Origin of the sequence: Bordetella flabilis (genome assembly GCF_001676725.1) — a bacterium.
Lineage (GTDB): Bacteria > Pseudomonadota > Gammaproteobacteria > Burkholderiales > Burkholderiaceae_B > Bordetella_C > Bordetella_C flabilis.
Genome location: NZ_CP016172.1, coordinates 3024147 through 3045272 on the forward strand (window position 1 = coordinate 3024147; position 21126 = coordinate 3045272).

General features: G+C 66.3%; 19 protein-coding genes. 5 read left to right on the forward strand and 14 right to left on the reverse strand.

The window, feature by feature from the left end:
- Positions 1-82: 82 nt before the first annotated feature.
- From BAU07_RS13200 to BAU07_RS13210, 3 genes are all read left to right on the forward strand, one after another.
- The gene (locus tag BAU07_RS13200; RefSeq protein ID WP_066658408.1) at positions 83-1084 is read left to right on the forward strand and encodes a tripartite tricarboxylate transporter substrate binding protein; all 1002 of its coding nucleotides are present in this window, start codon (positions 83-85) and stop codon (positions 1082-1084) included.
- Positions 1085-1087: 3 nt separating this feature from the next.
- A complete protein-coding gene (locus BAU07_RS13205) occupies positions 1088-2611 on the forward strand; it encodes a UxaA family hydrolase (protein WP_066658410.1) in 1524 nt (507 codons plus the stop codon).
- A 93-nt stretch (positions 2612-2704) separates the two neighbouring features.
- Positions 2705-3469 carry an aldolase/citrate lyase family protein gene (locus BAU07_RS13210; protein WP_066658420.1) on the forward strand — a complete coding sequence of 255 codons (765 nt, stop codon included), beginning with the start codon at positions 2705-2707 and terminating at the stop codon, positions 3467-3469.
- 89 nt (positions 3470-3558) lie between these two features.
- Here the strand turns inward: BAU07_RS13210 and BAU07_RS13215 are convergent, their stop codons facing one another.
- The 4 genes from BAU07_RS13215 to pdxR all read right to left on the reverse strand — a co-directional run bounded on the left by BAU07_RS13215 (position 3559) and on the right by pdxR (position 8071).
- Entirely contained in the window at positions 3559-4719 is a 1161-nt protein-coding gene (locus BAU07_RS13215) for a glycosyltransferase family 4 protein (protein WP_232338120.1), read from the reverse strand.
- A 173-nt stretch (positions 4720-4892) separates the two neighbouring features.
- A complete protein-coding gene (locus BAU07_RS13220) occupies positions 4893-6068 on the reverse strand; it encodes an extracellular catalytic domain type 1 short-chain-length polyhydroxyalkanoate depolymerase (protein WP_066658423.1) in 1176 nt (391 codons plus the stop codon).
- 16 nt (positions 6069-6084) lie between these two features.
- Positions 6085-6507 carry a CopG family transcriptional regulator gene (locus tag BAU07_RS13225; protein ID WP_066658426.1) on the reverse strand — a complete coding sequence of 141 codons (423 nt, stop codon included), beginning with the start codon at positions 6505-6507 and terminating at the stop codon, positions 6085-6087.
- 73 nt (positions 6508-6580) lie between these two features.
- A complete protein-coding gene (pdxR, locus tag BAU07_RS13230) occupies positions 6581-8071 on the reverse strand; it encodes a MocR-like pyridoxine biosynthesis transcription factor PdxR (RefSeq protein ID WP_066658429.1) in 1491 nt (496 codons plus the stop codon).
- Between the two features lie 97 nt (positions 8072-8168).
- On the opposite strand from pdxR, the gene BAU07_RS13235 reads away from it, so the two are divergent.
- Positions 8169-9149: a DMT family transporter gene (locus BAU07_RS13235; protein ID WP_335617511.1), complete on the forward strand. Its 981-nt coding sequence runs from the start codon at positions 8169-8171 to the stop codon at positions 9147-9149.
- A gap of 66 nt (positions 9150-9215) precedes the next feature.
- On the opposite strand, the gene BAU07_RS13240 is transcribed toward BAU07_RS13235, so the two are convergent.
- The 6 genes from BAU07_RS13240 to BAU07_RS13265 form a co-directional block, all read right to left on the reverse strand.
- Positions 9216-10268, reverse strand: coding sequence for a formylglycine-generating enzyme family protein (locus tag BAU07_RS13240; protein ID WP_198168794.1), 1053 nt, complete (start codon positions 10266-10268; stop codon positions 9216-9218).
- A gap of 25 nt (positions 10269-10293) precedes the next feature.
- Positions 10294-11952, reverse strand: a complete 1659-nt coding sequence (locus BAU07_RS13245; protein ID WP_066658431.1) for an arylsulfatase — start codon at positions 11950-11952, stop codon at positions 10294-10296.
- Between the two features lie 89 nt (positions 11953-12041).
- Positions 12042-13112 carry an ABC transporter ATP-binding protein gene (locus tag BAU07_RS13250; RefSeq protein ID WP_066658433.1) on the reverse strand — a complete coding sequence of 357 codons (1071 nt, stop codon included), beginning with the start codon at positions 13110-13112 and terminating at the stop codon, positions 12042-12044.
- The gene (locus BAU07_RS13255; RefSeq protein ID WP_084025711.1) at positions 13109-13963 is read right to left on the reverse strand and encodes a carbohydrate ABC transporter permease; all 855 of its coding nucleotides are present in this window, start codon (positions 13961-13963) and stop codon (positions 13109-13111) included. Before BAU07_RS13255 ends, BAU07_RS13250 begins: the two co-directional genes overlap by 4 nt.
- Positions 13960-14898: a carbohydrate ABC transporter permease gene (locus BAU07_RS13260; RefSeq protein ID WP_084025713.1), complete on the reverse strand. Its 939-nt coding sequence runs from the start codon at positions 14896-14898 to the stop codon at positions 13960-13962. Before BAU07_RS13260 ends, BAU07_RS13255 begins: the two co-directional genes overlap by 4 nt.
- 7 nt (positions 14899-14905) lie before the next feature.
- Complete coding sequence (locus BAU07_RS13265; RefSeq protein ID WP_066658435.1) at positions 14906-16342, reverse strand: ABC transporter substrate-binding protein; 1437 nt, start codon at positions 16340-16342, stop codon at positions 14906-14908.
- A 223-nt stretch (positions 16343-16565) separates the two neighbouring features.
- Here BAU07_RS13265 and BAU07_RS13270 point away from each other — a divergent pair, with 223 nt between their 5' ends.
- Complete coding sequence (locus tag BAU07_RS13270; protein WP_066658442.1) at positions 16566-17651, forward strand: LacI family DNA-binding transcriptional regulator; 1086 nt, start codon at positions 16566-16568, stop codon at positions 17649-17651.
- Between the two features lie 130 nt (positions 17652-17781).
- Here the strand turns inward: BAU07_RS13270 and BAU07_RS13275 are convergent, their stop codons facing one another.
- The 4 genes from BAU07_RS13275 to BAU07_RS13290 are packed head-to-tail and all read right to left on the reverse strand — an operon-like array spanning position 17782 to position 21124.
- Positions 17782-18489 (reverse strand): ABC transporter ATP-binding protein, encoded by a 708-nt coding sequence (locus BAU07_RS13275; RefSeq protein ID WP_066658443.1) that lies wholly within the window; start codon positions 18487-18489, stop codon positions 17782-17784.
- Entirely contained in the window at positions 18482-19261 is a 780-nt protein-coding gene (locus tag BAU07_RS13280; protein WP_066658444.1) for an ABC transporter ATP-binding protein, read from the reverse strand. Before BAU07_RS13280 ends, BAU07_RS13275 begins: the two co-directional genes overlap by 8 nt.
- A complete protein-coding gene (locus BAU07_RS13285; RefSeq protein WP_157122217.1) occupies positions 19258-20238 on the reverse strand; it encodes a branched-chain amino acid ABC transporter permease in 981 nt (326 codons plus the stop codon). Before BAU07_RS13285 ends, BAU07_RS13280 begins: the two co-directional genes overlap by 4 nt.
- A complete protein-coding gene (locus tag BAU07_RS13290) occupies positions 20231-21124 on the reverse strand; it encodes a branched-chain amino acid ABC transporter permease (protein ID WP_066658448.1) in 894 nt (297 codons plus the stop codon). Before BAU07_RS13290 ends, BAU07_RS13285 begins: the two co-directional genes overlap by 8 nt.
- Between the last annotated feature and the right edge of the window lie 2 nt (positions 21125-21126).

The following is a 21126-nucleotide window of genomic DNA, read 5'->3' on the forward strand; positions in this document are numbered from 1 at the left end:
AATGTTATGTAGGCCGCCGCCACAATTGCGGGGCAAGCCAGGGCGCCAGACCCGGGCCGATCACCACAATGCGAGGAGACCGATGAAACAACCTCATGCGTTCCAACCGCTGCGGCGCGCCTTACTCCTCGGCGGGGCGGCCGCCGCCGGCGCGGCCCTCATGCCGCGCGCCGCCCGGGCCGCCGCGTTTCCCGACCGTCCCATTACGTTCATCTGCCCATGGCCGGTGGGCGGCACCGCCGACCAATCGATGCGCGTGCTGTGCCAGGTGGCCGCAAAGGCGCTGGACCAGTCCATCGTCGTCGAGAACCGCGCGGGCGCCTCGGGCATGATAGGCGCCAAGGCGCTCGCCAGCGCGAAGCCGGACGGCTATACCATCGGGCAGATTCCCATCTCCGTGACCCGCTTCTCGCAATTGGGCATGCTGGCTGCCGACCCCCGTACGGACTTCACATATATCGCGCGGACCTCGGGGCAGACATTCGGCATCGTGGTGAAGTCCGACTCGCGCTTCAAAAGCCTGGCGGACATGGTCCAGTTCGCGAAAAACCATCCCGGCGTGGTGACTTACGGCCATGCCGGCGTGGGGGGCGCTACCCACGTCGGCATGGAGCAGTTCGCCATGGCCGCCGGCATCCGGCTCAATGCGATCGCCTATAAAGGCGGCGCCCCGGCGCTGCAGGATCTGCTGGGCGGCCAGATCGACATGCTGGCCGACTCCAGTTCCTGGGCGCCGCAGGTGCAAGCCGGCAAGCTCCGGCTGTTGGCCACCTGGGGCGCCCAGCGCACGCCGCGTTTCAGCAATAGTCCCACCTTGCAAGACCTGGGCTACGACGTCGTGGTCGAGGCGCCCAACGGAGTCGGCGCGCCAAAAGGCCTGGACCCGGCCGTCGAACACGTATTGCGCGACGCCTTTCGCAAGGCGGTCGCGAGCGCCGAGTTCAGGCAGATCGCCGACCGGCTCGATGCGCCGGTCATGTATCTGGACGGGCCGGACTACCAACGCTACGTCGCCCAGGTCTATGGCCAGGAAACACAACTCATCGACCGCCTGCGTTTGAAGGCGATGCTGCAGCAAGGCTGAACCGTGACGTCTTCCCCGCTTATCCGCCTGCATCCCAACGACAATGTACTGATCGCCCGCCATGCGTTGGCGCTGGGGCAATCCGTGCCCAGCCTGGATCTGCGGATACGCGCGCAGGTGCCGGCCGGCCACAAGATCGCTGCGCGCCCTATCCCGCGCGGCACAGCGGTGCGCAAGTACGATGTGATCATCGGCGTGGCGGGCCGCGATATCGAGCCGGGCGAGCATGTACACACGCACAACCTCGACCTGGCCGACTTCCATCGGGATCCCGCGTTTTGCCAGGACGCCGTGCCGCCCGTCTATGTACCGGAAGCGCAGCAGGCCCGCTTCATGGGTTATGTGCGTCCGGACGGCCGGGTGGGAACGCGAAACTTCATCGGTATCCTTTCGTCGGTGAATTGCTCCGCGACGGTCATTAAGAAGATTGCCGCGCATTTCGATGCCGAACGGCTCGCGCCCTACCCCAACGTCGATGGCGTGGCGGCCTTCGCGCACACGAGCGGATGCGGCATGTCCTCGCCCAGCGAGCACTTCGACGTACTGCGCCGCACCTTGGCCGGCTATGCCCGGCATCCCAACCTGGCGGGTGTGCTGATCGTCGGGCTGGGATGCGAGCGCAACCAGGTGGATGCGCTGGTGGATACGCACGGCCTGGCGGATGATCCGCGCGTGCGCACCCTGGTCATGCAGGATACGGGCGGCACGCGCGCGGCTATCGCCGCTGGCATCGAAGCCATCCAGGCCATGCTGCCCGCCGCCGATCGATGCCGTCGCACGGAGGTGTCGGCGCGGCATCTGAAAGTAGGCCTGGAATGCGGCGGTTCGGACGGATTTTCCGGCATCACCGCCAACCCGGCGCTGGGCGCCGCGATGGACATCCTGGTACGGCACGGCGGCACGGCCATCCTTTCCGAGACGCCGGAGATCCATGGCGTCGAATATCTGCTGACCCGGCGCGCGGTCAGCCGGGAAGTCGGCGAAAAACTCCTGGCCCGGTTGGCCTGGTGGGAGCGCTACACCGCCGGGCAGAATGCGCAGTTCAACGGCAAGGTGGGCCATGGCAACCAGCAAGGCGGCTTGGCCAACATCTTCGAGAAGTCGCTGGGCTCCGCCATGAAAGGCGGCAGCACCCCGCTGCAGGCCGTCTACGAATATGCGGAACCCGTCACGCAGCCGGGCCTGGTGTTCATGGATTCACCGGGCTACGATCCGGTCGCGGTGACCGGCCAGATCGCCAGTGGCGCGAATCTGATCTGCTTCACCACCGGCCGCGGCTCGATGTTCGGCTCCAAGCCCGCGCCCACCTTGAAACTCGCCAGCAACTCATCCATGTACCGCCGGCTGGAAGAAGACATGGATATCGACTGCGGCCCCGTACTGGATGGCGAATCCACCGTCGCCGAAATGGGGCAGGCCATCTTCGAGCGGATATTGATGGCCGCGTCGGGCAGGCGTACGAAAAGCGAGCTCCTGGGGCTGGGCGACCACGAGTTCGTGCCGTGGCATCTCGGCATCGTCAGTTGATTCCGCGTCGCCGCGCCCTGCACCAGCGCCTCGCCCAGCTGCGGCGCCTGGACCCGGCGGCATTGTCCCAAACGTCATATTCGAGGCCCATCCATGCCCGCCCTGAATCCTTTCAAGAAAGCGCTCGCTTCCGGAACGCCGCGCATCGGCCTATGGCTGTCCATGGCCGATCCTTATCTCGCCGAGGTGGCGGCGACTTGCGGCTTCCACTGGCTGCTGATCGACGGCGAACATGCGCCCAACGATATGCGCAGCACCTTGCACGCGCTGCAGGCGGTGGCCGCGTATCCGGCCCATCCCGTGGTGCGCGTCGTCAACGGCGACCCGGCCCGCATCAAGCGCCTGCTGGATATCGGCGCGCGCACGCTGCTGGTGCCCATGGTCGATACGGCGGAACAGGCGCGCAACCTGGTCGCGGCCACGCGCTATCCGCCTCGCGGCATCCGCGGGGTGGGCAGCGCCGTGGGGCGCGCGTCGCAATGGAGCCTGCGCCAGGATTACCTGTCGGTCGCGGACGACGAAATATGCCTGCTGGTGCAGGCCGAAACCACGACCGCGCTGCACAACCTGCGGGCGCTGTGCGACACCGATGGCGTGGATGGGGTGTTCATCGGGCCCGCCGATCTGGCCGCTTCGATGGGGCATCGCGGCAACCCGGGCCACCCGGATGTGCAGGCGGCGATAGAAGCCGCCATGCGCATCATCGTCGCGTCGGGCAAGGCCGCCGGTACGTTGACGTCCGATCCGGCCTTGGCGCGGCGCTACCTGGAACTGGGTTGCACCTTCGTGGCGACGGGCGTGGATATCCTGCTCTTCGCCGGCGCGGCGCGCAAACTGGCGCGGGATTTCGACTGTTGATGCAGCGGCACCCTGTAGCGCGGACAGATACGCTGGCCTCGATATGCGGGATACGAAGGATTTGCGGCGCTGCGCTTCTTCGCTGGCGGTCAGCCGCGCGGATCGTACAGCTGCAAAATGCCGGGCAGTGGATTCATCAGGCCCAGATACACGTGCTCGGTGCCCGCGATAAAAGGCTCAATGCCGAATTCACGTACGGCCTTGCTGCGCGCCGCGGCACCCATCCGGGTAGTGTCCTTGGCGCCCGATAGCAGGGATTTCAAGACTTCGGTGATTTCCCCAACCGAGCGGGGCGGCACGACCCAGCCGTCGATGCCCGCAGTGATGTTCTCCGGCAGGCCGGACTGCGATGTGACCACCACCGGCTTGCCGCAGGCCATCATTTCGCGGCAGGCAAACGAAATGGTCTCGATCCGATGCGATAGCACGAAACCCACGTCGATCGCGGCCAGGAACGGACGCACGTCGTCAAGATCGCCGACATACGTAAAGTGCTCCTGCATGTTCAAGGCCCGCACCTCGTCGAGATCCGCCGCGCAGAGGCGGCCGCCCGCGACGGCGACATGGAAACGATCGCGCTCGGCGGGCGGCAGCCCCGCCACCGCCCTGACCATGTACATCCATCCCTTGTAGTCCGAAGTACCGGCATTGCTCCCCAGTACGATGCGACCGGGCATTTCCGACTGGAAATACTTCACCCGCAGCGCCGGCCGCGTCGCCTCCGCAGCGGGCGTGAATCCGCGGGTGTCGATACCATTGAAAACCCGCGTGACGCCCCTCCTGGCATAGGGACTGCGCGCAAGCTTGCGCTTTACATGGTCGCAGACTGCAATCACGTGGTCAGTACCGGCCAGGATGCGCACCCATGCGCTGGGCCCGCTGATGCGATGATCGTTGTGCTTGGTCAGCACGATCTTCGGACGCTTGCGCAGCGTCAGGGAAGCCAGAAGGACGAGGCGATGGTCGCTGGAGCCATTGACGTGCACGATATCGTACCGCTGCGCCCGCAACAATCCATTCAGTTGGCGTACCGCCGCCGGCAGCCGGTAAAGACGGCTGGGAAACTCCTGGGTGTATGTCTGGACGCCAGGCAGTCCGCGGCCTATGCGCTGCAGCGCGCTGCCGCTCGGCGCCGCGATGCTGACGGAATGGCGTTGCGCCAAGGCGGACGCCAGGCGGGCGACATAAGCCGTATGGCCCCCTACCCCGCTCGCACAGTGGAAATTCGTATAGAGAATTTTCATGGTCATGGGTCCGCCGTTGCCGTATCGCGCCCGCTCGCGCTTCGACACCGCAGCCGATGCTATTCGATTTCAATGACGCTGATGTTAAGGGCCAGGGACCGAAACGCGATGTCGGCGGGTGACGTGCCGTTTCATAGCGTGTCGGCGAACGCATGGCCCGAAACCTGCTCTGCCGTCGATCAGCGGCGCCGCGGGTGCGCCAGAAAAAATCGCAGCATCTCGGCGCTCGCATCGACGCCGGCCGGGTCCGTGTAGCTTCCCTGCGCATCGCCGCCGGACCAGGCGTGCCCTGCCCCATGCAACAGCCAATACTCCGTTTTGCCCCGACCCTCCGCGTCGTTGTAGACCCTGCGGGTGTAGCGCTGCCCCCTGCTGGATTGCCCCTCTCCCTGGCTCGCCGGCCCGGGCCCTGCAGCCTCGGTTCCGTTCGCCTTGCGCGCCGCCTCGACTATCGCCGCGCCGTTGTTCACATGAACGACGGTGTCCGCATCGCCGTGGAAAACAATCGTGGGGGGCACCGCAGCGTCGATCTGCCTTTTCGTTGGCGCCGCGCTTGCGCCGCGCATGGCGGCAAGCGCGGTCATGACGTCTGTCGCGGAACCGGCTGGCAGGCCGGAATGCACGCCTACCGCCGCGAACACATCCGGATAGCAGCGTCCGACGATTTCCGCCATGGCGCCGCCCGCCGAGAGGCCCGCCACGAACACGCGATCGGTGTCCACGCCATATTCGGCCGCGATCGACTGAGTCAGCGCCGCCAGCACGGCGGGCTCGCCCCGGCCGCGCTGCTGGTGTTGCGGCTTGAACCAGTTCCAGCATTTCTGCGGATTGGCACGCCGGTCCTGTTCGGGATAAAGAACCACCACGCCAAGGTCTCGAGCCAGCGCATGCATGCGCGTGCCGGTTGCGAAATCAGCCGCGCCTTGCGTGCAGCCGTGCAACATGACGACCATGGGACGCGGCGTGGGCGCCATGGCGGCCGAGGATGGCGGGAGATAGAGCTTATACGTCAGCTTGCGGCCCTGGTGCGCGAAGCTGCCGTCGATCCAGCGCTCGGCTTCCGGCGCGTCGGCCACCACTGTAGACGGGGCCGGGGATCCTGCGTCGGTCGCTTCCACAACTTCGGTAACGTCCGTGCTGTCGATCACACGGTCCAGGCGATCGAGCACCATTGCTTGCGGCGCTCCGGTCCCGCCATGCGCGGCCGGCGGCGGCGTCGCACGGGGGTTGGGCCGATACAGCGTCGATGTGCCGCTCCGTAGCGCGTGCTGGATCGCCAGGGTCGCCTCGCCCAATCGGCCGCTGCGTGTCAGTGCAGTGGCCGCGGCCATCTGCTGTCGGAACAAATCATTCATGGGGTTCTCTTGTGTTCTAGCGGATACGTGTGGCCAATGCGCTCTTGACACGGCTGCTGGCCTGGAGCGCACCGAGCACGGTGATGGATTCGATGGTGGCCAGCGCCAGCTCCGGCGTTACGTCGTCGGCGATGCTGGCAAGGCCAAGGACGCGGATGTGCAGCTTCTGCCCGGCCGCGCGCGCGGATTCCAGGTCCGCGGCGGAAAAGTGCTGCAGTCCCAGCACCAGCAGCTTGCGGGCGACGACCTGCTTGACGGCATCGCCGTGCGCGGCCAGTTGGTTGCGAATGGCGGTGCGTATGAAATCCGTCCGATTGGCGTAGAAGCTCTCGGAGACCAGAAGATCGATCTGGCCCAGGTCCACGTATCCCAGGTTGATGGTGATCTTTTCCGATTCGGGGACTTTCGGCGGTCGGGCGGTGGGAGGTTTCGGCGTCATGCAACCATCTTAGCACCATCCACCTGGATGGTGCACGGATGTTTTTTTGGCGGATGACGTCCAAGGCTGCGATTCAGGTCGCTGCTTTCGTCCGCAAAGCCGACACCACCGTGTCGCGCAGGCGCCGGGCCAGGCCATCCATACGTTCGACGGGCACCGCGCCGTACCCCAGCAGCAGCCCGTTGTATCCGTCCTGCGTGCCGGGCAGGCACAAACGCGACAAAGGTCGCAATACCAACCCGCGCCCGCGGGCCTCCGTGCTCACCGCGGTATCGGCAACCGGTACGTCGAGCCGGGCGGACAGTTGCATGCCCCCCGCGCCGGCAGAGACCGTCAGGACATCGTCCGCATGCCGGGCCAGGGCGTCCTGCAAGGCGGAGCGGCGTTCGTGATACAGGCGGCGCATGCGCCTGAGATGACGGCTGTACTGCCCCGTCTCCATGAAATCGGCGAGCGCCAACTGTTCCGTGGCGCGTCCGCGCAGGGTCAGTGTCCTGGCGACCCGGCCCAGGACCGGGACAAGTACGGCCGGCACGACGATAAAGCCGAGCCGCAGCGCCGGAAACATCGACTTGCTGAAGGTGCCCAGATAGATCACCGGCGCGTCCTCGGCCAGGCCCTGGAGCGCTGACAGCGGCATGTCGGGATGCCGGAATTCACTGTCGTAGTCGTCTTCGATAATCCAGGTGCCCGCGGCGCGCGCCTGGGCCAGCAGCGCAAGCCGGCGTTCCAGGCTCATTACCGCACCGAGAGGGTATTGGTGCGTAGGCGTGATGTAGATCAGCTTGGGCGGCGCCTCGCGCCAGTCGTGCGGCCGGGGCGCGAGACCGTCGGCGTCCACGGGTATCGGCCGCAGCCGCAGGCCCGCCAACTGGAAGGCCGCGCGCGCGCCGTGGTAGCCCGGGTTCTCGATCCACACAATGTCCCCCGCGTCCGCAAGGCTGCGCGCGCACAGGTCCAGGCCGCTTTGCGACCCCTCGGTAATGAGTATCTGCTCCGCCTCGCAGCGCAAGCCACGCGAAACGCGCAGGTAGCCCGCGATGGCGCGGCGCAATGCGGCGCTGCCGGCCACGGACATGTAGCCGAGCTGCGCGGGCCCGGCGTGGCGCCAGGCCCGGTCGACGCTGCGCCGCCATTGCTGCAGCGGAAAGGCATCGAGCGCCGGGGTGCCGGGCGCGAACGCCAGGACGTTTTCCATGCCGTCTTCCGGCCACGCAATATGTTCGGCGCGACGCGACAGTACAGCTGCGGCGGCGCGGTCGGATGGGCCACGAGGCGGCTGGGCTACGTTCGTGACCACGGTGCCTTGCGGGCTGGCCGCCACGAAGCCTTCCGCCTCCAATCGTTCATACGCGTACAGCACGGAATTGCGCGCCATGCGCAGTTCGGCGGCAAGCGCCCGGCTCGCCAACAGGCGCGCCCCGGGCCGTAGCCGGCCGTCCAGGATGGCCGCGCGCAGGCAGGCGTACAGCATGTCCTGCCGGGACATGCGCATGGAGCTCGCGCTCACCCCGCTGCGCTCGTGAGCGTCACGGAAGGCGGATAGCAGGACGGCGTAGTCCATCGTGGCCCCAGGAATTTGCGCAATTGTGGACCTACAAATGGTGCCACGTTTTGTCTATCCTGCGTTCGACGTGAAGCAAAGGAGGCCCGCGATGGTCATGAAAGCCCCCCTCGCCGTGCCCCCGCCAAAGGGCCTGCGCCGCATCATGAAGGCCATAGGCGGCCGTTCGGCGCCGCCGGCCTCTGCCCGGCGCGCGTGGCTGCTCCTCGTCGCAGTGGCCGTTGTCTGGGGCCTGAATTGGCCGGTAGGCAAGGCCATGCTGGAAGACCTGCCGCCCGTCTGGCTGGTGGCTTTGCGTTCGGCCGTGGGCGCCGTGGCCTTGCTGGCCATCTGTGTACTCCGTGGGCGCCTGGTCATTCCCAAGCGGGGCGACATTCCCGTGATTCTGAGCGTGGGCGTACTGCACATGACCGCGTTTTCCGTGTTGGCCAGCCTCGGCCTGCAATTCGTGCCCGCGGGACGCTCCGTGGTGCTGGCCTACACCACGCCACTGTGGGTCCTGCCCGGCGCGCGCCTCTTGCTGGGCGAGACCCTGAGCCGGCGACGCGTCGCGGGCGTCGCGCTCGGGCTGTCCGGGCTGCTTCTGATCTTCAACCCATCCACCTTCGACTGGCATGACGGCCGCGCCGTGTGGGGCAACGCACTCGTGTTGCTGGCCGCCTTGTGCTGGGCGGCCAGCATCCTCTACGTGCGCGCGCACAGGTGGATCACGCCGCCATTCGAACTGGTCTTCTGGCAAGCCCTGCTGGCGACATGCCTGCTGGTTCCGCTGGCCCTGGTGATGGAGGGTGTACCGCGTATCGACTGGCACCCCCGGCTGATGGGCCTGCTGCTGTACGGCGGCGTGTTCGGCATCGCGTTCGCATATTGGGCGGTGACGACGGTCAACCGCATCCTGCCGGCGACGACGACCTCACTGGGCCTGCTGGGCGTACCCGCGTTCGGACTGGCGTGTTCGGCGCTGACGCTGGGTGAATCCATCGCGCCGCCCCTGGTGGCGGCGACGGTCTTGATACTGGCGGGCATTGTCCTGGGCGCGACGCATGGCGGCATAAGCCGCCGGGAGACGACGCGATGACATGTCCCGATACGGCTGCGTTCCCGCGGTGCAGACCTGCCCAGGCAGGCGGCAAGCGGGCCAGGCTTAATCCGCCGCCACCCTGAACCCGCAGTTGCTCGAGGTGCTGTCCGGCGTATTGCTGTTGCGCGCGGCGACGCGATAGCGATTGCAGTACGAGGCGTGGCAAAGGAAGGAGCCGCCGCGCATGGCGCGGCGTCCGGTGGGTTGGGCGTGGACCGGATCGACCGTGGCCGTTTCGGCGTGGTACCCCGGCGTGAACCAGTCTTCGCACCATTCCCATACATTGCCGGCCATGTTGTACAGGCCATGGCCATTCGGCTGGAAAGCCGTCACGGGCAAGGTCCCGGGACGCCATCCCGGTGCGGGGCGGCCGGGGAAATCGCCGCGCCAGATATTGCAGCGCGGCTTGCCATCCGGTTCCAGTTCATCGCCCCAGGGGTATTTGCAGCCCACCAGGCCGCCGCGCGCGGCATATTCCCACTGCGCCTCCGTGGGCAGGCGCTTGCCGGCCCAGGCGCAATAGGCCTGCGCGTCGCACCAGGATACATGCACCACGGGATGATCGAGACGTTCGCGGATATGCGAACCAGGCCCCTCCGGGCGCTGCCAGCAGGCGCCCTCCACCGGTAGCCACCAGGGCAACCCCGTGGGCACGCGCCGGATGGCGTCGCGGACGGCTTGCGCGACCTGCAGGTAAAACACAAAGGACGCGCCGGCGCGTTCGGCGTCGGTGATGTATTGCGTGGCGCGCACGAAGTCGCGGAATTGGGCGTTCGTCACCGCGGTGGGCGCAATGCGGAAAGGGCTCATGACCACTTCGCGGGCCGGTCCCTCCCCGTCGCCGGGAAAGCCATCGCGGTCGTTGCCGCCCATCATGAATGCCCCGCCCGGCAGGTGGACCAGGGAATCGGGGGCAAGATGGGCATCGGGCCGCCGAGGCGGATGGAGAGCCTGGGGAACCTGGCGATCCGGCGCATCCTGCGGCCCCTGACCACCATGGCAGCCGGGAAGCCCCTGATTCCCCTGATGCGCCCCGGAAAGGGCCGCCCCATTGACGTCGGCCGCCCCGGGCGCGCCGGACGGCATGCAGCAGGATTTCCCGGGCGGATGATTCATGGACGTATCCGCGGCCCTGTGGGCATCAATGCTCGTAGTCCTCTTCCCAGAAGGCCGGCGATGTCTGCTGCTTCATCAGCTCCAGGATCTTCTCGCGCGGAATGACCCCGCAACGGCGCGCCCATTCCTCGTAGCGCGCCGCCATATCCTGGACGCGCTCCGGATGCCTGGCGGACAAGTCGTGCAGCTCGGTACGGTCCTCGTCCATGTCGTACAGCTCCCAGGGCCCGGGATACTTGCGTACCAGCTTCCACTTGCCCATGCGAACCGCCGCATTGCCTTCGTGCTCCCAGAACATGGGCGGCCGGGCGGCGCCGGCGCCCGCGTCGGCGTCGGCGTCGGCGTCGAAGGCCGGACGCAGGCTGGTCCCTTCCAGGGGGGCGATGGCGTTGCCTTCCCACTCGGCGGGATACTCCGCGCCCGTGATATCCAGGATGGTCGCCATGATGTCCGGCAGATAACCCGGCGTATGCCGAATGCCGCCCTTCTCCGCGATACCCTCCGGCCAGTGGCATATCAGGGGCGTGGAAATGCCGCCCTCGTGGGTCCAGTGCTTGTACAGCCGGAACGGCGTGTTCGAGAGGTTGGCCCAGGCCGTGCCATAGCTTTGGTAAGTATCTTCCGGCCCCGGCATGATGGACGGCTCGTTGCCGAAACGTACCGGCTTGCCGTCGCGGGTATGGGATTTGGCGATCATGAGCTTGTTGACCAGCTCGTCCACCGTCACGTTTTCAGGAATATCCTCGGCGCAGGCGCCGTTGTCCGCCAGGAAGATGACCAGCGTGTTCTCCAGTTTTCCGGTTTCCTCCAGGGCGGCCAGGATGCGGCCGATGCCCTGGTCCATGCGGTCGATCTGCGCCGCGTACACCTCCATGCAGCGCAGCAGCCACGCCTTCTCCTGGGCTTCGTCCCACGGCGGCTGGGTCGGATCGCGGTCGGTGAGCTTCCAGATGTCCTTCAGGATGCCGCTGTTCACCAGGCGCCGCAGGCGTTCGACCCGCAGGTCATCCCAGCCGGCGTCGAAGCGGCCCTTGTATTTGGCGATGTCTTCGTCATGCGCGTGCAGAGGCCAGTGCGGCGCGGTATAGGCCACGTATTCGAAGAACGGGCGATCCGGATGTTCGCGGCAGTGGTCGCGGATATAGGCGGCCGCCTGGTCGCTGATGGCGTCGGTGTAGAAGAATTCCTTGTCCTGCGACGCTTCGTGCTCGATGTTCTCGTTGCCGCGCGTCAGCGTATTCGGGTCGTAGAAGCTGCCGGCGCCGATGACGGTGCCGTAGAAGGCGTCGAACCCCCGTTGCAGCGGCCACGTGTCCGTGGGCTTGACCAGGCTGCTCGCCACGTGCCACTTGCCGCTCATGTAGGAACGGTAGCCGCTGGCCTTCAGCGCCTGCGGAATGGTCACGCAACGCTTGTTCAGGTTGCCCGCGTAGCCTTCCGGTCCGAAGTCATAAGTCAGGATGCCCACGCCGGTCTGGTGCGGATGCAGGCCGGTCATCAGGGAAGCGCGCGACGGGCTGCAGCGTGCCGTGTTGTAGAACTGGGAAAAGCGCAGCCCGCCGGCCGCCAGCCGGTCCAGGTTCGGCGTATCGATCTCGCCCCCATAGCAACCGATATCGGAATAACCCATATCGTCGTTCAGGATCAGCACGATATTGGGCTTACGCTGCGTTTCGCTTTTCATCCTTGCCTCGCTCGCAATGTGATCGCTCCTGGCGCCTTGCGCCACGAGTCCGTATACCTGGCCGTGCCCTTCATCCGGGGCGCCCCCGTTCAGATCCTCAATCCCGTTGCGCGGTCGAACATATGCAGCGCCGACGGCGCGAAAGTCAGGCGCACCGCCTGTCCTTCGGCCAGGTCAGCCGCGCTCTCCCGCCGTGCCTTCAGACGCTGGTCCCCGACCTTCAGGTTGACGATGGCGCTATCGCCCAGGTCTTCCACGAACTCCACCGTCGCCGCGATGCCGTCCCGGACAACGCCTTCCACATCGATGCGCAAGTCGCCCGGGCGCACGCCCACGGTGATGTCGCCGGCCGGCGCGCCTGCCGGCGTCGGCACGGCGAAACTCGCCCCGGCGACCTCCAGCCGCCCGGCTTGCAGGCGGGCAGGCAGCATGTTCATCGGCGGCGTGCCGATAAAGGCCGCCACCTTCACATCCGCGGGCCGCGCGAAGATTTCCTTCGGCGTGCCGACCTGCACCACCCTGCCCTCCATGAATACCGCCATCCGGTCCGCGACGGTCATCGCTTCTTCCTGGTCGTGGGTCACGTAGACCGCCGTCACGCCCAACGAGCGTTGCAGCCGGCGCAGCTCGGCGCGCGTCTCCACGCGCAGCTTTGCGTCCAGGTTCGACAGCGGTTCATCCAGCAGGAACAGCTTGGGCTTGCGCACGATGGCGCGCGCCAGCGCGCAGCGCTGCTGCTGCCCGCCGGACAACTGCCCGGGCCGGCGCGCCAGCAGATGCGCGATATCGACCTTTTCGGCGGCCTCGCGCACCGCGCGGGCGATCTCGGCGGCCGGCGTGCGCACCATCTTCAACGGAAAGCCGATGTTCTCCGCCACCGTCATATGGGGATATAAGGCATAGCTCTGGAACACCATCGCCACGTCGCGCGCGCCCGGCGCCGCGTGGGTCATGTCGGCGTCGTCCAGCAGCACATGGCCGGCATTGACGGCTTCCAGTCCGGCCAGTATGCGCAAGGTCGTGGTCTTGCCCGACCCGGATGGCCCCAGCAACGCGAAGAACTCGCCGGGCTGTATGTCGAGATCGACGCCATGCAGGGCGGTGAACGCGCCATGCCGCTTCACGATTCCCTGCATGCGCACGCGTCCCACCTGGCTCATCGACGTCCCCCTCCCTTGACCGCGCCCACGGTAAGCCCCTTGACGATATGGCGCTGCGCCGCCAGGCCGATGAGGATGACCGGCGCCATCGCCAGCATCGCGCCCGCGGCCAGCCGCGCCCATTGCGTCTGCTCCACCGAAATGAAATTGAACATCGCCACCGTCACCGGTCGCACGTTATTGCCGGCCAATACGACGGCGAACAGGAATTCGTTCCAGGCATTCAGGAACACGAAGATGGTGGTCACCGCGATACCGCCCTTGACCTGCGGCAGGATGACGTACCAGAACGTGCGCAGCCGGCCGGCGCGGTCGAGCAGCGCGGCCTCCTCCATTTCGAAGGGAATATCCTCGAAGTAGGAGACCATCAGCCAGATGGCGAAGGGCAGCGAGAACGTCAGGTACAGCGCCGTCAGGCCGCTATAGGTATCGATCCCGCCGATGCGCTGCAGCACCAGGTAGAACGGGATGATCAGCCCCACCGGCGGCAGCATCTGGGTCGCCAGCAGGTAAAAGCCCGACACGCGCTTGCCTGGATAGCGCAGCCGCGCCAGGGCGTAGGCGGCCGGCACCGCAACCAGCATCGTCAACACGGTGGACCAGGTGGACAGCACCATGCTCGACCACAGGTTGGGAAGAATGGACGACGAACCGGAGATGACCGCCCGGTAGTTGTCCAGCGTGGGGGTGAAGATGAATTTCGGCGGATAGGCCAGCACATCGCGTTCGGTCTTGAAAGACGTCAGCAGTCCCCACAGCACGGGAAACGCCCATACCGTCAGCAGCAGCGCGGCGCCCAGCCATGCCGCGAACCTGCCCGCCCGGGCCTTCATGGCGGCCGGCGCGCTCATCGCGGCCTCCGCAGGCGGAACAGGCAATACGAAATGACCAAGGTAATCGCCATCAGCACCACCGCCAGGGCCGATCCATAGCCGATATTCAGTTCCGAAAACGAGGTGCGATAGGCATACAGGTTCAGTATCTCGGTGGCCGAACCCGGACCGCCACCGGTGGCCGCGAAAATCGCCGCGAAGGCCGACAGCGCCGTCATCATGCGCATGATCATCACCACGACGATGGCCGGGCGGATCAAGGGCAGCGTGATGTACACGAAACGCTGCCATGGACCGGCGCGGTCCAGCCGCGCGGCCTCGTAGACGTCCTCCGGCAGCGTGCTCAGCGTGGCCAGCAGCACCAGGAAGGCAAAGGGCGTCCATTGCCAGGTATGGATCGCGATCACTGAAATCAGCGCCATGTGCGGATCGCCCAGCCAGTTATAACTGCCCAGCCCCAGGGCCCGCGTCACCATGTCGACCAGCCCGACGTCCGGCGCCAACACCAGCGTGCGCCAGAACAGGCCCACCACCACGGGGGCCAGTACGATGGGCAATATGGCCGCCACCCTTAGCACGCCTTGCCCCTTCGGAATCCGCAACACCAGCAGAGCGAGCGACAGACCCACGACGATCTGCAACATCACCGTGCTGCCGGTGTAGATGAAAGTCAGCCACAAGGAATTCCAGAAGCGCGGATCGCCGCCCATCTTGGCGTAGTTGTCCAGGCCGGCGAAGCCCGACAGCCAGGGCATGCTCATATCGATGCGCTGCAGGCTGTTCCACACCAGATAGACCAGGGGCGCCGTGGTGATGACCAGCAGCAACAGCAGCGCCGGCGCCAGCAGCACCAGCGCGAAGCGGCACTCCTGGGCAGCCAGTGTGCGAGGCGCGCGCGGCGCCGCCAGGGCCGCGGTCCTGGCAACGGGCGCCGTGTGTTCCGCGTTCTTCATGCGGCGCTCAGCTCTTCAGGATCTGCGCGATGCGGTTCTGTGCCTCGGCCAGGGCTTCCTTGGACGTTTTCTGGCCGACCAGCGCCGACTGGATGGCGGTGGCCATGGTCTCGCCGATGGCGGGCCATTGCGGCACGCGCGGCCGCCAATCGACGTCGGTGTCGTGCTCCAGCGATTCCAGCGCGGCGGGAATGAAGTTGTCGCCCGCGCCCGACATGGCGGCGGCGAACTCCGGCGACTTCCAGGACGACAGCCGATTCAGTCCGGAACGCTTGGCCGGTCCGTTGAATTTCCAGGAGGTGCGCGCCTGGGTCTCGGCCGAGGCCGCCCAGGTGATGAAGAGCCAGGTCGCGGTGCGCGCGCGCGGCTTCAGCGCCGCGTTGATCGGAAAGCCCCAATTCCAGATCGAGGTGACGCGCTTGCCCGACGGCCCCTTGGGCCAGCGCGCATAGGCGATCTTGCCGACGACGCGCGATTTATCCGGATTGTTGATCACCGCGGCGGAAGAATGGGCGTCGATATAGCAGCCCAGCGTGCCTTGGGAGAACGCATCGGCGATATCCGGCCAGTTCCAGTTGCGCACGGCCGGCGGGGCATACTTGCCCAGCGCATTGACATACCATTCCAGGGCTTCGACCGCCTGCGGGCTGTCCACCTTCAACGTGGACCCCTGGAACCAGTTGCCGCCGAAGCCGCGGAAGAGCGAGGGGTAGATATACATGTTCTGCCCGGCGCCCGCGAAACCCCGCAACGCCAGACCGTACATGCGGGCGGACGGATCCGTCAGCGCCTTGGCGTTGGCCAGCAGATCGTCATAGGTTTCCGCCGCCCTCAAGCCCTTGGCCGCGTACAGGTCCTTGCGATAGACCTGCACCGTTACTTCGCCGTCATAGGGAATACCGTAAGGCTTGCCCTCGATGGAATCGGCATCGCGCCAGGCCTTGAAGATATCGTCGTAGTTGAACCACGCCTTGTCCGTCAGCGCGGGATCGTCCAGATAGCGGTCCAGCGGCTCGACCCATTTATTCGCCACATACAGCGGGTAATACATGGGATCGGCGGCATGCGTCGCATAGGTGGCGGTGCGCGAAGACAGGTCCAGCATGGCCTTCTGGCGTATCTGGCCGGGCGGCACCTTCTCCACCCGCACCTTCACGCCGGTCAGCGCCTCGAACTGCGGGACCAGGTCGACCAGGTTGTCGAAATAGCTGGCCGGAATCACGGCGACAGTGATGGACTCCCCCTCTGCCTGCCGCCAGTTGATCTTGGCCTGCTGGTACGGGCCCATGTCGCCCGCCGCCTGCTGCGCGCGGGCGGTGGCCAGGGGCAGCATCGCCGACCCGCCCAGTGCGAGGGCGCCCAGCGTGGCCGCCTGTTTCAGCACGGTGCGGCGTGCGGGATGGCTGACGTGATCGGGATGAACGGGAATTGGAGGTTTCTTCACGCGCGTCTCCTCAAGGGCCCTTTTGCGACGACGTCCTCACCCTGGCCTTTTGCCACGATGATGCCGTGCGGCGAGCTTTTCATGTAATCGATTACGTATTGAATTTATCAGCCACGGCGTCTCACCACAATAGATGTTCATTGGTGATTTCCCGAAGCCGCGCTGCTTACTTCTGCTTATGATGCAATCGATTCCATGGTGATTCTGGCTATAATCCAGGGCCATGCGCGCACTGCCCCCTGACCCTCTCCGTGAAGAAACCAAAGGCCGCCCGGCGGCGCGGGATGTGGCGCGGCTGGCCGGTGTATCCACCGCCACCGTTTCGCGGGCGCTGAACAACCCCGAACAGGTCGACCCCGACACCCGCCGGCGTGTCCTGGAAGCGGCCGCCAAACTGCGCTACGTGCCGCACGGCGCCGCGCGATCCCTGCGCAGCCATCGCAGCAAGATGATCGGGGCGGTCGTGCCCTCCTTCGATTACGCCCTTTACGCGCGCACCACCAGCGCCATTCATCAATACCTGGACGCGCGCGGGTACTCGCTGGTGCTGGCGGAGCAGCATTACGACCTGTCCGCCGAGGTACGCGTCGCCAGCCAGTTGATACAGCACGGTGTCGATGCCTTCGTCTTCGTGGGCCTGGATCACGACCCGGCGCTGTTCGCGCTGCTGGAAGACTATGGCCGGCCCTACGTGCTGACCTGGGGCGTGGACCCCTTGCGGCGGCACCCCAGCATCGGCTTCGACAACCACGCCGCCACCTACGCGATCACCCGACACCTGATCGGCCTGGGCCATCGCCGCTTCGGGCTGCTGAGCGCCCCGCTGCCCGGCAATGACCGCGCCCTGACGCGCGGCGCCGGCATGCGGCAAGCGCTGGCGGAACAGGGATTGGAACTGGACGAGGCCTGTGTCCAGTACGCGCCGATCTCGCTGAATGCCGCGCAGGACGCGATGGCGAGGCTACTGGCATTGCCCGAGCCGCCTACCGCCGTGGTCGCCACCAATGACGTATTCGCGGTCGGCGGCATGATGGCCTGCCGTCAGGCTGGGGTTCGCATACCGGAAGACATATCCATTACGGGAGTGGACAACACGGACCTTGGGGCGACGCAGACGCCGGGGCTGACGAGCATACGTACGCCCATCACCGAAATCGGCCATGCGGCCGCCGCGCAATTGGTGGCGCGGCTCAATGGGCAGGCTTACGAGGCCTTCCAATCGTTCCCCATCGAGGTCGTCCATCGCGGCAGCACTGCGCCGCCGCGTACCGGCTCCGCAGGGTCGCATTGGCCCCGACGCAGTGATTGACTACGTGGAAGACCATGGCGCGCTGATATGCCCTTTTCCTTCCACCGTGAGAAACGCCGGCGAGTACTACTTATAGTGCCGTCTGGTTGACGGCGCATGCCGAGGGCGGTCGCCACCGGCATGCGCCACGTCAGACCGCGATCGCCTGCATCAGCGCCTGCACGTCCTCGGGCCGGTCGGTGCGTCCGCTCATCACCACCTGCCCACGCTCCAGGGCATAGAACCGGTCGCACAAGGTCAGCGCCCGCGGGACATTCTGTTCGACCAGCAGGATGGACTGCCCCGCCGCCTTGACCTGCGCCATGACGTCGAACAAGTCGTTGATGATCAGGGGCGCCAGGCCTTCCGTCGGCTCGTCGATCAAGAGCAAGTCCGGCTGGCCCAGCAGCACGCGGGCGATCGCCAGCATCTGCTGCTCGCCGCCCGACAAGGTGGTACCAGGCTGCGCCCGGCGTTCGGCCAGCCGCGGGAATCGCTCATAGATGCGCTCGAGCCGGCCGCGCTCTTCAACGCGGCCCAGCCGGGGACGCTGCATGAACCCCATGGCGAGGTTTTCTTCGGTGGTCAGGCCCGGAAAGATGCGCCGGTCTTCGGGCACCAGCCCGATGCCGCGCCGGCATATCTTCTCGGCCGGCAGGCTGGCCAGCGATTCGCCGCGGAAGCGGATTTCGCCGCTGCTGGGCGCCGTCCACCCCGCCACTGTCTTGATCGTCGTCGTCTTGCCCACGCCGTTGCGGCCGAACAAGCCTACGACCTCGCCCGGGCCGACTTCCAGCGTCAGGCCCTGCAAGACATGGCTAAGCCCGTAATGCACGTGTACGTCGCGCAGTTCAAGCATGCGCCGACTCCCCGAAATAAGCGGCCTGCACCGCGGGATCGGCGCGGACCTCCGCCGGCCGCCCTTCGGCCAGCTTGCGGCCCTGCGCCAGCACGATCACATGGTCGGAGACGTCCATGACCAGCCCGACGTCGTGCTCGACCAGCAGGATCGTCAGGTCGCCGGCCAGGCGCTTGATCAGCGCGGCGGTTTCCTGGGTGTCGCCATGGGACATGCCCTGGGTGGGCTCGTCCAGCAGCAGCAACCTGGGTTTGCAAGCCAGCGCGACCGCGATCTCCAGGCGCCGCTGCTCGCCGTGCGACAGCGCGCCGGCAGGTTCCGCCACCTTGGCCTGTAGCCCGAATTCCTCCAGCAGTTCGTCCACCCTGGCCTGCGCCGTGCGCGATGCCGACAGCGGGCGCAGCCCGTTCCAGCCACCGTCCAGCACCTGCGCGGCGAGCCGCAGGTTCTCGCCCACAGGCAGTTCGAAGAACAGATTGGTGATCTGGAACGAGCGCGCGAGGCCGGCGCGCAGCAGCGCATGCGGCGTCCAGGCCGTGACGTCGCGGCCGTCGAATGCCACCGTGCCCGCCGTCGGCCGCAAGGCACCGCTGATGAGGTTGAACAAGGTGCTCTTGCCCGCGCCATTGGGGCCGATCAGCGACGTAATGCCGCCGCGCGCGATTTGCAGCGAAACTTCGTCCACCGCCCGCAGCGCGCCGAAGCGCACGCTCAGGCGGTCGACTCGCAGGATGGGATCGCCGGCCGGGGCCGTTCGGTCGGTCGTGCTCATTTGCGCCTCCGCAATGCCCCGACCAGCCCGGCGGGAAAGAAGATGACCGCGATCATGAACAGCAGGCCGATCACGATAAGATGATGTTCGGTATAGGTGCCGATGATCGACTTCAGGCCGAAAAGGATGACGCTGCCGTAGAGGGCGCCGATCAGGGTCCCGACCCCGCCCAGCACCACGGTGATGACGGCATTTCCCGAAGTCTGGAAATACAGCAGTTCCGGCGAGGCAAAGCCGCGCAGCACGGGATACAGCGCGCCCGCCACCGCCGCGATCACGGCGGCGACCACGAACGCCGCCAGCTTGTAGCGCCAGGGATCGAAACCCAGAAAGGAAAGGCGCTGAGGGTTCGCGCGCAGCGCCTGCATATTGCGCCCGAAGGGCGTATTCAACAGGTAGCTCAGCACGCCGTACATGATCATGACGATGGCCAGCACGACCAGAAAAAACCCCAGCGGATCCGACGCCTGGACGCCCCACGGGCCCACCCCCACGGCCACCACGGGCACACCCATCAGGCCGTCGGAGGCCCCTAGCGCCTGGATGTTATAGACCGCCTTGGCCGCGATCTGCGCCAGGCCGAAAGTGATAAGGGCGAAATACACCCCGCGCGCCCGAATGGCGATGACGCCAGCCACCAGGCCCGCCAGCGCGCCGCTGGCCGCCACCACCACCAACATGGGCCAGAAGGAAAAACCCGCGTCGCGCAGCAGCAAGCCGGCCAGGTAGGCGCCGAAGCCGAAGAACAGCGCCTGGCCCAGTGAAAGCAGGCCGGCGATACCCAGCAGCAGATCGACCGCCATGGCGAGACCGCCAAAGATCAGCGCTTCGGTAGCCAGCCGCAGATAAAAGGTGTTGTCGGTCAGCCAGCCCGCCAGGCCACCCGCCAGGGCCAACACCACGAATACCATGGCCAGCCCGGGACGCATGCGCGTACGCTGGTTCGTCGCGCGCTGCAACGCGATCGTGTCAGCCATGGCCCAGCCTCCCGAACAGACCTTGCGGACGGAACATCAAGACGAGCACCATGATTCCGAACAACAGGGGATCCGACCACACCGGCGAGATATACAGGCTGGACAGCGCCTGTACCTGGGTCAGGAGCAAGCCGGCGATGATCGCCCCCTTGATGCTGCCCAGCCCGCCGACGATGACCACCGAAAACGCCATAAGGATGAAATCCTTGCCCATGGTCGGAAACACCGAATACACCGGCGCCAGCAGTACGCCGGCCAATCCGGCGAGCGCGACGCCGAAGGCGAAGGTGGCCGCATAGACGCGCAGCACCGGAATACCCAGCGACGCGGCCATGTTGCGATCGTAGGCCGCGGCCCGCACCATGGCGCCCAGACGCGTGCGGTAGACCACCCACCAGACCGCCGCCACGATCGCCACGCCCACGGCCATCAGGAACAGGCGGTAGGTGGGAAAGATCATGCCGAACAGCTCGGTCGCGCCGGCGATAGGCGCATCGGGCCGCAGCGGGTTGGGACCATAGGCCAGCTTGAACAGATCCTCCAGCACGATGGCCATGCCGAAGGTCAGCAGCAGGGTCAGAATGTGGCGATCCTTGTGATGGAACACGCGCTGGATCAGCGCGCGCTCGGTCACGTAGCCGATGGGCAGCATGATCAGCGGCACCAGCAACAGCGCTACCCAGAAGTCCACGCCGATCGCCAGCAGCGACATGCCCAGGTAGGCGCCCAGCGCGTAGAACTCGCCGTGCGCCATATTGATGACATCGAGCAGGCCGAAGATGATGGTCAATCCCAGCGCCATCAGTATCACGGCCACCCCCAGCGACAGGCCGTTGACGACCTGCGGGGCGTAGACGAACTGCAGGCTTTCGAACAAGGCGTTCATGG